This window comes from Anaerolineae bacterium (assembly GCA_013178165.1).
Taxonomy (GTDB): Bacteria; Chloroflexota; Anaerolineae; order Aggregatilineales; family Ch27; genus Ch27.
In genome coordinates this window covers 1-12,515 of the sequence record JABLXG010000003.1, presented here as the reverse complement: position 1 = coordinate 12,515, position 12,515 = coordinate 1, and the positions used below count along the sequence as shown (strand labels likewise).

The 12,515-nt window shown below is 61.9% G+C and carries 13 protein-coding genes; all 13 read right to left on the bottom strand.

Annotated elements, in window-relative coordinates; translation table 11 throughout:
• Positions 1-7: 7 nt before the first annotated feature.
• A complete protein-coding gene (locus HPY64_02125) occupies positions 8-916 on the bottom strand; it encodes an ABC transporter permease (GenBank protein NPV65924.1) in 909 nt (302 codons plus the stop codon).
• Positions 913-1,887 (bottom strand): ABC transporter permease, encoded by a 975-nt coding sequence (locus tag HPY64_02120; protein NPV65923.1) that lies wholly within the window; start codon positions 1,885-1,887, stop codon positions 913-915. The genes HPY64_02125 and HPY64_02120 overlap by 4 nt, the downstream gene beginning before the upstream one ends.
• Positions 1,888-1,909: 22 nt before the next feature.
• Positions 1,910-3,538 carry an ABC transporter substrate-binding protein gene (locus HPY64_02115; GenBank protein ID NPV65922.1) on the bottom strand — a complete coding sequence of 543 codons (1,629 nt, stop codon included), beginning with the start codon at positions 3,536-3,538 and terminating at the stop codon, positions 1,910-1,912.
• A 399-nt stretch (positions 3,539-3,937) separates the two neighbouring features.
• Positions 3,938-4,678 carry an SIS domain-containing protein gene (locus HPY64_02110; protein NPV65921.1) on the bottom strand — a complete coding sequence of 247 codons (741 nt, stop codon included), beginning with the start codon at positions 4,676-4,678 and terminating at the stop codon, positions 3,938-3,940.
• A gap of 2 nt (positions 4,679-4,680) precedes the next feature.
• Positions 4,681-5,691, bottom strand: a complete 1,011-nt coding sequence (locus tag HPY64_02105) for a hypothetical protein (protein ID NPV65920.1) — start codon at positions 5,689-5,691, stop codon at positions 4,681-4,683.
• A gap of 8 nt (positions 5,692-5,699) precedes the next feature.
• Complete coding sequence (locus HPY64_02100; GenBank protein ID NPV65919.1) at positions 5,700-6,389, bottom strand: N-acetylmannosamine-6-phosphate 2-epimerase; 690 nt, start codon at positions 6,387-6,389, stop codon at positions 5,700-5,702.
• A gap of 55 nt (positions 6,390-6,444) precedes the next feature.
• Complete coding sequence (locus HPY64_02095; GenBank protein NPV65918.1) at positions 6,445-7,272, bottom strand: carbohydrate ABC transporter permease; 828 nt, start codon at positions 7,270-7,272, stop codon at positions 6,445-6,447.
• Positions 7,273-7,327: 55 nt separating this feature from the next.
• On the bottom strand, positions 7,328-8,206 hold the full coding sequence (locus HPY64_02090) for a sugar ABC transporter permease (protein NPV65917.1): 879 nt from the start codon (positions 8,204-8,206) through the stop codon (positions 7,328-7,330).
• Positions 8,207-8,345: 139 nt separating this feature from the next.
• Entirely contained in the window at positions 8,346-9,632 is a 1,287-nt protein-coding gene (locus HPY64_02085) for a sugar ABC transporter substrate-binding protein (GenBank protein NPV65916.1), read from the bottom strand.
• 85 nt (positions 9,633-9,717) lie between these two features.
• Complete coding sequence (locus HPY64_02080; GenBank protein ID NPV65915.1) at positions 9,718-10,479, bottom strand: GntR family transcriptional regulator; 762 nt, start codon at positions 10,477-10,479, stop codon at positions 9,718-9,720.
• Positions 10,480-10,627: 148 nt separating this feature from the next.
• A complete protein-coding gene (locus HPY64_02075) occupies positions 10,628-10,873 on the bottom strand; it encodes a hypothetical protein (protein NPV65914.1) in 246 nt (81 codons plus the stop codon).
• Positions 10,863-11,885: an ABC transporter ATP-binding protein gene (locus HPY64_02070; protein NPV65913.1), complete on the bottom strand. Its 1,023-nt coding sequence runs from the start codon at positions 11,883-11,885 to the stop codon at positions 10,863-10,865. Before HPY64_02070 ends, HPY64_02075 begins: the two co-directional genes overlap by 11 nt.
• Before the next feature lie 42 nt (positions 11,886-11,927).
• The coding region (locus HPY64_02065) for an ABC transporter ATP-binding protein (GenBank protein ID NPV65912.1) at positions 11,928-12,515 on the bottom strand (588 nt) is incomplete at its 5' end.

The window sequence follows — 12,515 nt, the reverse complement described above, 5'->3', positions numbered from 1 at the left end:
CCAGGGTTCAACGGTTGTGGCGCAGGCGCGGGTTGATGACCTGCTCCAGGGCAAAGCCGATCAGGGCGAAGCCCAGCGAAGCCAGGGCGATCAGCAATCCCGGCGGCAGCACCCACCACAGCCAGGCCGGGGTCAGGAAGGCCCCGCGCACCTGCGCCCAGTACAGCACTGTCCCCCAGCTTTTCTGGGTCGGATCGCCCAGTCCCAGGAAGCTCAGCGCCGCCTCCAGCAGGATCGCGGCGTTGGTGGCCTGTACGAACTGTCCGGTGGCCAGCAGGAGCACTTGTGGCAGGATGTGATGGTAGAGGATGTGGCGATGGGTGGCGCCGATGCCCTGCGCTGCCAGGATGTAATCCTGGTGCACAATGGTCAGCACCTGGGAACGGATGATCCGCGCCGTGCCCGCCCAGCTCAACAGGCCGATGATGATGACCGTGTTCCACAGGCTGCGCCCCAGGTAGGCGGCCAGCATGATCAGCAGCGGCAGGAAGGGCAGCACCAGCACGATATCGGTCAGGCGCATCAGGATACTACCCAGCCGCCGGTAGTACCCGGCCAGCACGCCGATAGCCGTCCCAATCGTGATGGTCACCAGCGCGGCGGTCACGCCTACCGTGAGCGAGATGCGCGTGCCGTAGATCAGTTCGCTGAGGATATCCTGGCCGATGTCATTAGTGCCCAGCAGATGTTCCGCACTGGGCCGGGCGAAGGGGCGCCCGACGCGCTCAGCAGGGCTGTAAGGGCTGAGCACATCAGCGAAGACTGCCGTCAGAACCAGGCCGATGATCAGCAGCGTGCCGATGGCGGCGGCGATATGGCTGGTTGTCAGGCGGAAGTGCCGGATCGCTGGGCGGGCCAGCAGCCGGACAGCCCCGGCGGTGCGCTGCTGTGATAGCGGGGGCACGGTTGCACTCATGCGGCCTTTGTCCGGGGGTCAAGTAAAGGATACAGGAAGTCCGCCAGCAGGTTAGCCAGCAGGACGGCTACGGTGAACAGCAGGAACGCGGCCTGCATCACGGGGTAGTCGCGCCCGCTGACCGCCTCGAAGATCAGGCGGCCCAGGCCGGGGTAGGAGAATACGGTCTCAATCACTGCCGCGCCACCAAAAGCGTAACCCAGCCGCAGCGTCAGCACGGTCACCACCGGCGCCAGGGCGTTCGGGATGACATGGGCGAAGAGGATGCGCCGTTCGCTAAGCCCTTTGGCGCGGGCTGTGCGGATGAAGTCTTCGCCCAGCACGCCCAGCATGGTATAGCGCATGGTCAGGTAGATGTCGGGCACGCTGATCACCGAGAGGGTGATCACCGGTAGAATGGCGTGCCGCAGCACATCAACTACGTGCGTCCAGCCGCTGTAGCCGGAGGCTGGCGTGACCGCGCCGAATGACGGCAATAACCCCAGTTGCACCGCCACCACCGCGATCAACAGCATCCCCAGCCAGAAGGAAGGCAGCGAGTTGACCACGATCATCGTCCACAGCAGGCCCAGGTCAATCGCCCTGGCCCGCCGCCAGGCCGAGATCGCCCCGGTGGTGATCCCCACCACCGCCGAGAGCAGTAAGGCCGCGCCGGAAAGCAGCAGTGTCCAGGGTAGCCGTTCCAGCAGCAGGTCGACGATGGGGCGCTTCTGGCGGTAGGAATAGCCCAGGTCGCCCTGCAGCAGGTCGCCCCAGTAGCGCAGATACTGCTCGCCGAGGGGCCGGTCGAGGCCGGCCCCTTCAATGATCTGCGCCCGCTCTTCCGGTTTCAGCAGCCCGACATCCACCCCCGCCAGCAGGGCCAGCGGATTGCCGGGCATCAGCCGCGGGAGGAAGAAGTTGAGCGTAATGGCCACGACCAGCACGATCAGGTACTGGACGGCGCGGCCTCCGCGAGCCTGGCTGAGCATCGGCAGACTCCGGTTTCAGCGGTTACGGGCGGGCTGCTTCCGGCAGCAGCGAAAGCTTGTGGAAGATGCCCTGGCCGTTCATAAAGGCCCAGTCGTCATAAACTGAAGCGCGGTAAGCGTACGCTCCATCCGGGTACAGCAGCAGCACAAACGGCAGCTGGTCAGCAATGATGAGCTGCAATTCGTCCAGCAACTGCTTTTGCACGGCAGGGTCGGTTTCGCTGTTCAGTTGCGCTGAGAGCGCATCCGCCCGTTCGTTGACAAAGCCCGTCAGGTTGAGCGAGCCGAGCGCCGGATCGGAGTGAATCAGTTGCGAGATGCGGATCGGGTCAGCCTGGACAGGGGCTGACCAGCCCCACACGGCCATGTCGTAGTCGCGGCCCTGGGTCACATCAAAGCCGGGCCAGACAGCTTCTTCCCAGGTGCCCTGTTCCACCGCGGCAACCTGAGCGTCCATCCCCACCTGCAGCAGCATTTCGTGCACCAGTTCCGCGATACGCAGGCGCAGCGAATCGCCGCCGTTGACGAGCAGCTCAAACGTCAGCGGCTCGCCATCCAGTTCGCGGATGCCGTCGCCGTCGCTATCTACGATGCCCGCTTCATCCAACAGGCTGCGGGCGGCTTCCGGATCGTAGGCCGTGACCACCTCCGGGTTGAAGTAGGGCGATGCCGGGTGAATCCAGCCGGCGCTGCCCACCGTTGCCGCGCCCAGGTAGATCGTGTCCACCAGGTCCTGCCGGTCTACCGCCAGTGAAATCGCCTTGCGCACTTCCAGGCGGTTGAAAGGTGCCCGCCCCAGGTCGTAGTTGAGCATCTGGGTGGTGAAGAGTGGCCCCTGGGCGATGGTGACGCCTTCCTGCGCTTTTAGCAGGTCGATCTGTTCCGGGGCGACAGAACGCACCAGCATGTCAACTTCACCGGCGCGGAAGGCGGCCAAACTGCCGGCATCGTCGGCAAACTGTACAACGACCAGCTCTTTCACCAGCGGAGCACCAGCAAAGTAGTCCTCATTGGCGACAAAGCGGTAGAACTGCCCAGCCTGGTATTCCGCCAGTTTGTACGGGCCGGTGCCGATGTTCACCCCGCCAAAGTCGTGCTCTGCGGGCGTTTCCACCGCCGCCCAGATGTGCTCCGGCAGGATCGGGACATCGGCTAGCGTACCCAGCGCCAGCGAAGGGCTGGGCGCGCTCAGGGTGAGCGTGACCTGGGCGTCGCCGGTGACTTCGATGGTGCTCAGTGGGCGCAGGTCGCGGGCGAAGCGCCCGGCTTCAGGGTGAGCGCGGAAGTAATCGTAGGTGAATTTGACATCAGCAGCGGTGAACGGTTCGCCATCGTGCCAGGTGACATCCGTCCGCAGGTCGATGGTGACTGTCAGGCCGTCTTCGCTCACTTCAGCACCGGTTGCCAGCCAGGGTTGCGGCACACCATCCAGATCGAGCTGGTAAAGCGTATCGTACTGGAGCAGCAGCAGGTTCCAGCCGGGGTAACCGGTAACATAGGTATAGGGGGTCAGGGTTGACTCATCGCCGAGGATGCCGATACGCAACCGTTCGACAGGCGCGCCCTGGGCCGCAGCGGTTGCGGCCAGGAGCAGCGTGAGGGCGAGGACGAGGCTTACCGCCAGGATACGCTGGGTGGCTTTCCTCAACATGCGCCTTCTCCTTATTTAGAACAAGAACAACTTTCGGTCAGACAGTGATGGGGCAGATTATTACACAGGCTATCCAAACTGCAACGACTCTGTGACCTCCTTTTGTGGGTATCACCGGGTTTTCCAGCAGACCGCAGCAGTCGGTCGCTGGGGCTTGATCCGCTGTCACCCTGGCAGTCGGGGAAGGGACAGGTAACATTATAGGCATATAGCAAATAGACGGAACGTTACTGCAAAAAACTGCAATAATACTGCTGAAGGGTAAAGCAGCCTGCTGCAGGAGCGACCAGACCGGGCCACGGATCGCTGATGATCCCCCGCTGCGCAGGATGGCGCAGGGGGAGGGCGGCGGGAGACAGGCGGGCGATCGTGGCTTCCAGCGATCGCCCGCCCGGCGTGTCAGCTGGTGGCCTTTTTACGCGGGAAATGAGTCAGGCGCGGCCAGTACTTATCACACAGGGCTTGGTTGTGCGTATCACCTTCCGGCACATTGGCGCTGATCAGCACCGGGGGTGTGATGCCCGTCGCCATCAGATTGAGCGCCGTCTGGGCCACGATCGCGTTCAACATGCTCACGCTGATCAGGGTGGAAGTCGGGGCCACGCGCCACTCCACGCCCGGCAGGGGCACGGCGGCGTCGCCACGTATGCCCATTGTATCCAGCACGACATCGGCCAGTTCGTACAGCTTCTGGCCGGAAGAGTCGCGTGATGGCGTGTTCCGCGAGTGTTCCAGGTTAGTCACGGCGATCACCGTCGCCCCTGCCTGTTTGCCGTAGCGGGCTACCGCGATCGGCACCGGATTGATCCCGGAGTTAGAGATCACAAAGAGCAGGTCACCTGGCTCGATGTTGTAGCCTGCCATGAATAGCTCGGCGTAGCCTTCCAGCCGTTCAGCCAGGCCGTTAGTCGGCTCCTCGATCAGCATAACGGGGGCCAGTCCGCCAGCCCGCCAGTACAGTTCCCCGGCGATGTAACGTGAGTGGCCGCTACCGAAGGCGTAGGCCAGGCGGTCGGCCCGGATCGCCTTCGCCCACAACTCCGCGACGCGGGCCATTTGCGGCTTTTGTGCCGCCAGTACGCTGTGCAACTGCTCGGTGATGATGCTGTAGTACTGTTCGATGCCGTCTGTGGCAGTCATACTCAATCCTTTTCCAGGGTGAATTTCTCACCGGAAGCGCCTACTGCCAGCCGCTCCCGGGTCCGTTCCAGTGCAGCGAGGATATGTTCATCGATCATGATACCCCCTTCCCGGAGCGCCAGGATAGCGGCGCCGATGGCCGGGATGAAACGGGGTGGGGTGAGGTAAGCCTGCGGGTTAGTCTGGTGGACACGCGCCAGCAGCGGATCCGTGACCAGGTGGCCAGACTTGAACACGCCGCCGATGGGTGCTACCGGGACAGGCGTGGCGGTCATCTCCAGGCGGGTCAACACGGCGGCTACCGCCCGGCCCAGCTCGTTTCCGGCGTTGGCCAGGATGCGAATGGCTACCGTGTCGCCCCGGGATGCTGCCCGGCCAACCATACTGGCTGCCCGGGCCAGTTGATCGCGGCTCAGGGCGCCGCTGTAGATTTTGTAGTGGAGTTCCCGCAACGTCTGGCACTCAAAACCGGCCAGGATCAGGTCGGTCAGCAGGGTTTGCGGCCCGCGGCCGTCTGCCGCCTGGTAGATGGCCTGAATGCCCCGCTGGGCGATCTCGTAGCCGCTGCCCTCATCCCCGGCGAAATAACCCATGCCGCCGGCCAGCGCCTCCGCGCCGCTGGCGTTGCGTCCGTAAGCTACCGAGCCTGTCCCGGAGATGACGATCACGCCGACCATTTCCGGGATGGCCCCGGCCAGTGCCGTGACGGTGTCGCTCTTGAGCACCAGCCGGGCGGCGCGGTACACGCTGGTGGCGACCTCCAGGCTACCGCTACCAGTCAAGCCGAGGTAAGCACAGGCCAGTTCATCAGTCACGCCCGCTGCAGCCATGACCTGCTCGTAGCCTTCGCGCAGGGCGCGGTACTGACGCTCCAGCCCGCCTGGTTCGTGGATGTGGTTGCAGGGGCCGCTCAGAGCGGAGGCCAGGATTTCGCCATCCTGGTTGACCAGGACGGTCAGCGTGGAGGTCTGGCCGCCATCGACGCCGAGGAAGTATCGGGGACGCCGGTTCATTGCAATGCTCATCGTTTTGTTTGCGGGATAGCCTCGACGAACCGGCGGGTGATCAGCTGCGGCTCGGTGATGGCCCGCCCGACAACCACGGCAAACGCCCCGCGCTCAAAAGCCGCCCGCATGTCGTCCGGCGTATTGTAGCGACCCTCGGCAATGACCGGACGGCCCGCTTCGCGGACCAGATCGGAGATCAGGTCCAGGTCCGGGCCGGTGAGTTTGGGGCTGTAGGGTGTGTAGCCGGAGAGTGTCGAGGCGACGATATCCGCCCCCGCCTGAACGGCGCCCAGCCCTTCCTCCAGCGTGGAGATGTCGGCCATCACCAGTACGCCCCGGTCGTGAATGGCGGTAATCACTTCGGCCAGGCTGCGGCCATCCGGACGGGGAGCAGGGCTGCCATCCAGGGCGACAATGTCCGCGCCGGCCTCGATCACAGCCAGCGCTGCTTCCAGCGTAGGGGTGATGTAGATCTGGTAATCCGGGTGGCGTTGCTTGAAGATGCCGATGATCGGCACGTCAACCAGCGCACGCACGGCGGCGATATCCGCCGGGCCGTTAACGCGGATACCGACCGCGCCGCCCAGCACGGCGGCCTGGGCGATCGGCCCGGCGAACTGCGGCCCGCTCAGAGGTGGGGCGGACTGGCAGGAGACAATCAGGCCATGCTCCAGTTTGCTAAGGATCAGATTCGGGTCCGCCATAGATGGTTTCTCTCACTTTCACGTGGCAGCAAACCGCTTCATACGAGGCGGCAGTTTAGCCTTTGATTCCGGAAAGGGCCATCGATTCGATGAACCGGTTCTGCAAGACAAAGAACAGAATCAGCACCGGCAGCATCGACAGGAACGACACGGCCATCAGCTGCGGATAGTTGGTGCTGTAGGCGCTTTCAAAGGAGGCCAGACCCAGGGGCAGGGTGCGGTAGGCATCCTGGCTGGCGACCAGGAGTGGATACAGGAAGCTATTCCAGTTCCACATGAAGGCGAAAATAGCCAGTGACACCAGCGCTGACTGGCTGATTGGCAGGACGACGTTCCAGAAGATGCGGAACTCGCTGGCGCCATCGATGCGCGCTGCTTCCATCAGTTCATCGGGCATGGCGATCATGTGCTGGCGCATCATGAAGATGCCAAAAGCGCTACCCCCCGCCGGGATGATCAGACCGATATAGGAGTTTAGCCAACCCAAGTCTTTGACCAGCACAAAGAGGGGCACGATCATCGCTTCCAGGGGGATCATGAAAGTAGCCAGGATGAAACCAAATAGCAGATCACGACCCGGATACGTGAACTTGGCGAAGCTGTAGCCGGCCAGGGCGGAGGTCAGGACGTTGAGAATGGTCACGATAGTGGCTACAAAAGCGCTGTTGAACATCCAGCGCAGGAACGGTTTTTCCTGCAAGGGCTGGATGTAGTTCTCAAAGTGCAACTGCTCCGGGATCCAGCGGATAGGCAGGTCAAAGACCTCGGAGGGCAGTTTGAATGATGTGGAGAGCATGTAGAACAGCGGGATCATCAGGACAAACGCCTGTAGCACAATCGCCAGAAAGAGAACGTTGCGAATGATCTTGCGTCGGTCGTGCATGGGTGCTTCCCTTTTTTGTTCGCGAAGGGCGGCGCATTTAACCAGATCGGGCGGTTTATTCTGTCTTGGTGCCGTACAGCCTGGTCTGGGTGAAGGTCAGAATGAGGATGATGATGAACAGGACGACCGCCATTGCCGAGGCGCGTCCCATGCGGTTGAAGGCGAAGGCTGTCTGGTAAATGATCAGAGCCATCACCCGCGTGGCTCCCGCGGGACCGCCCTGGGTCATCACGAACGGGGGGATGAAGATCTTCAGGCCGTTGATAATAGCGACAACAATGCTCAGCACGATCGTTGGCCGCAGCATGGGGACGGTGATGTAGCGAAAGCGCTGCCAGGCGGAAGCGCCGTCGATCATACTGGCTTCATAGTACACGCCGGGAATATTCTGCAGCCCGGCAAGGAAGATGACCATGTAGAACCCGGTCTCCTTCCAGATACTGGGGATGATGATCGCCCATTGGGCGCTTTCCCGTTCCAGCAGCCAGTTAAACGGCGTGATTCCGATCTGGCTGAGAGCGACATTGATCAGGCCCTGCAGGTGAAAGAGCAGTTTCCAGATTACCGCCACGATCACCCACGAGATCACGACAGGGATGAAATTGACCATGCGCAGAGTGCCACGGAGTGGAATACGTGAATTCAGGGCTAGCGCCAGGATCAGCGCCAGGATCAGCGTCGGGATATAGGTGAAGACGGCGTACTTAAAGGTGAAACCGACGGAATCGAGGAAGATCGGAGTAGTCAGGATGGTCTGGTAATTCTCCAGCCCGATGAACTGGGGCGGCTGGGCTAGATTGTATTCTGTGAAGCTGAAGTAAAACGTTTGCAGGATCGGATAGGCGGCGAAAACCACAAAAAGCAGCGCCGCCGGTAGAGCAAACAGAAACCCCCACAGGTTAGTTGTGGTGCGATAGTTCCAGGTGAAATGCATGATGGGCCAGCCTTACTCCACAATCCCGGCTGGAGAACATTAGCGTGCCGGGAACACCTGATCCCAGAGTACCACACAAGCCGGGCTGGCGGAGGCGCGAAGCCTCTGCCAACCCGGTCAGTGTGCTGTGAGCTACCGTTTACTGGACAATGAAGTCCAGTTCAGCCTTCAGGTTGTCAAGCGTCGTCTGGATGTCTGCATCGTTGAACAGGATGTCTTCCAGGGCCACACGCAGGGCTTCGTGGGTTTCGTTGGCATTGGGGTAGAGCTGGAAGAACTCACCAGGTTCAAGCGCTTTCATCCACGACTCGGCATAGGGGAATTCAGCCGCTTCTGGCAGTTGATCCATGTTGGCGTTGGCCTGCAGGAAGTTCACTTCCAGCAGCCAGCGGCCCGGATGGGAGGCCAGGAAGGCGATGAACTTCCAGGCTTCTTCCTGCACCTGGCTATCGGCGTTGACGCCCCAGTAGTAAGCGTTCACTTTCGTCTTGGGGTTCTCAGGATCATACTGAGGCAGAGGAACCAGCTTGGTGTTCTCCCAGCGTTCAGGATTGCCCTGCCGGACCAGTTCCATACCCCAAGGCTGGATGAACGTCATCGAGACGGTGCCGTCAATGTAGTCCTGCAGCGGAACGGTGGACTCACGGGCGGAGAGGGCGGGGTTGGCGGCTTTGTACTTGAAGATCATGTCCCGCCAGATCTGAGCAGCGGCCACACACTCCGGAGCGTTGATCGTGCTCTCGGTGCCTTCTTCATTGTAGTAGGTGCAGCCCGTTTGCTTGGCCAACGTCTGGAACTGGTTGGAATACCAGCCGGCATGCAGGTAGACCAGATCGAAGCCACGGTGAGTCTGGTTGCCGTTGGCGTCAAACTGGCTCAGGCTGCCGGCGACTTCGCCCAGTTCATCCCAGGTGGTCGGGGCCCAATCTTCTGGGTAACCGGCAGCGACCAGATCGGGGACGTAAATGGCCAGCAGGTCGGTGTTAAACTCGCTGGGGATGCCATAGTACTTGCCGTCGACCATCGCGCCTTTGAGACCGGCGGGCACGTACTGGGCCAGCAGTTCATCCATCGAGGCATAGCCCATCGCAGCGTAGTCAACCTCATCCACCAGCCCGTTGGGGATGTAGTCGGAGACCAGCTGCGAGTTGCCCATGTTGATGATGTCCGGGCCAACACCGGTGGTCATGGAGACGATCATCTTCTCAAAGAACTGGTTGTTGGGAATGACTTCGTATTCGATAGTGACGTTGGGATGCAGCTCCATGTACTCGGCGATCAGCGCTTCGTTGAGTGCTACCATCGGCGGATGGGTATGGAACCAGAAGACCAGCTTGACTGGCTCGTCCCCCTGTGCGGCGACCAGCGACCCCGTGAGCAGGGCGCTCACGAGTAGCACGGCGAACAAATTGCGGCGAAGGTTCATGTCTTTCCTCCTGATGAACTAAAAACGTCTCTTAGGCGTGTCTCCTGGTGAGACAGCCAACATCCACATGCTCCCCTTGCTATGTTCAGTTGTAAGGGGAGAATGTGTTTGTCAACCTGATCTTCAGCCGTACCAATCCGGAGCGGTGCACAGCCTGCACGAATTGCACTGGCGTGTCGTCCGCGGCGAATGTGGTACGCTCCGCCAGTAACACCGGTGAGCCGGGCAGAACGCCGATCAACTCGGCGGTAGCCCGATCAACGCTGATCGCTTCGACAAACTGAATGCCATGTGGTAGCCGGATGCCATATTGTTCAACCATCACCTTCGAGATCGAGGCCGGGTTAGCGGCAATATGGGCGGCAAAACCAGGAAAACGTCCGGCAGGCAGATAGGTCGTATCGACCCCCAACGGTACCTCTCCAGCATACTGGACCCGGACAATGCGGTACACCGCCGTGCTGACCGGTAGATCGAGAGCACGGGCGACTGTTGGATCGGCAGGGATGACCTCCGCGCTGATCAATCGCGCGCTTGGCTCGATGCCTTGCCGCCTCATCTCATCAGACCAGCCGACAACATGCTCCAGGTCCAGCACAACCGGCGTCTTGCGGGCTACGAATGACCCCTTGCCCGGCACTGTCTGGATCCAACCTTCGTGGATCAGGGCATCCAGAGCCTGGCGGACGGTCATGCGGCTGACGCGCGCCTGGCGGGCGATGGCGGCAATAGAGGGAATTTGCTGGCCCGGCAGCAACGCGTTGTTCTGAATGGCTTCTACCACCAGCCGCCTGATCTGCAGATAGAGCTGTTCCGACCGGTGTGGGTCGACGCCGGAGAAGTCCATGACAACCGTACTAGATCGGTCTATACCATTGCTATCCTGATGGTATACCGGATTGCCCGCTTGTCAAGCTGATACAGGCAAAAATGCCAGCTGCAGGCTCCTTGGCAAATGGTTCTGGCGGTGTGTGTAATACTTGACCGGCAGATTGTCAGGGCAGTTTGGTGTCATCTCCCGGCGGAGGGGGACGGCGGGCGGCCAGCCGGGCCAGCCAGCCGGCGAAATCGGCTCGCAGCGCAATGATCACCGCCACGATGATCGCCAGGCCGATCGCGGCGCTGCACACGCTGAGCACAAATCCGGCGCTGCCCGGCGGCTGCAGGAAGATCATCACCAGTCCACAGACGGTTACCCACATGCCCAGTCGCAGAAAACCCTGCAGAGCATCACGAACCATGGAGTCGCAATTCCTGGCCCCGGGTCAGCGGTGTGCAGGCGGCATACTGGCTGCCATCGGGGACCTTCTCCAGCGCGGGCAGTCCCGTATCGCATACCCCTTCGACGAAAAACGGGCAGCGCGGGTGAAACGCGCAGCCGGACGGAATCTCCAGCAGGCTGGGGATGTCCTCGCTGCGCAGGACCATGCGCTGCTTGCTGCGGGTGATCTCCGGGTCGGCTTCCGGGATGGCGGAAATCAGGGCGCGGGTGTAGGGGTGGGCCGGGCGGCTGATGATGTCCGGTGTCGGACCGATCTCCACGATGCGGCCCAGGTACATCACGGCGATCCGCCCCTTCCAGGCGAAGTACTTGGCCAGCGCCAGATCGTGGGTGATGAAGACGATGGCGATGCCGTATTCGTCGCGCAGGCGGTGGAGCATCTTGAGCAGACTGATGCGGATGCTGACATCGACCATGCTCACTGCCTCGTCCGCCACGATCAAGCGCGGGTTAACCGTCAGCGCGCGGGCCACACTGACGCGCTGGCGCTGCCCGCCGCTCAGCTGGTGGGGATACTTGTTGACGATATCTCCGGGCGGAGTCAGGTCGACCAGGGTAAGCAGTTCCCAGATGCGCCGCCGTACACCGCCGCGCCCTTCGGCCATCCGGTGGCGTTGCAGCGGGAACGCCAGAATCTGGCCCACGGTATGGGCCGGATTCAGCGATGCAAAAGGGTCCTGATGGATGATCTGCAGGGCGCGGCGGTATTCCGCCCGATCCCGACCCCGCAGCGTGTTGACCGGACGCCCCCGGTACCGGACTTGGCCGGAGGACGGCTCCAGCAAGCCGACCATGATCCGCCCGGTAGTGGTTTTGCCGCAGCCGCTTTCCCCGACCAGGCAAAGGATTTCGTTTTCGGCTACAGCCAGGTTGATGTTCTGCAGCACCTGGACGCGCGTGCGCCCCTGGCGGAAGAAACGGTTCACATTCTGCAATTCGATCAGGGGTTGGCTGGAACCATTATCGCCCATAGCAAATGCTTTCCCGATTCAGGCGGGCAGGTTTCCCTGCCCTCAGCGTACCGGCTGGCTGTGGGCCAGCACGCGCGCCGATTCGAAACAGGCCACACGGTGCCCCGGCGCTGCTTCCACCAGGGGCGGCGGTTCACGCCGGCACCGTTCCGTGACAAACGGGCAGCGGGGATGGAACTTGCAGCCCGGCGGCGGCTCGATCAGGTCGGGCGGGCTGCCGGGGATGCTGACCAGTTCCTGGGCGCCCACGCTGAGCTTGGGCACCGCTTCCAGCAGGCCAAGCGTGTAGGCGTGGCGGGGGCGGTAGAACAGCTCTTCCACCGGGCCGATCTCAACGATTTCCCCGGCGTACATCGTGGCGACGGTGTCTGCCATCTCGGCGGCAATGGAGAGATCGTGGCTGATAAAGATGATGCTGAAACCCATCGCCGCCCGTAATTCGCGTAGCACTTCCAAGATGGTGCGCTGGGTCAGGATGTCCACTGCGGTCGTGGGTTCATCCAGGATGACCACCTGCGGGTTGAGCAGAACACCCAGCGCCAGCAGCACGCGTTGGCGCATCCCGCCGCTCAATTCGTGCGGGTAGGCGTTGAAAACTCGGTCAGGATCCAGTCGGACCCGGCGGAACAG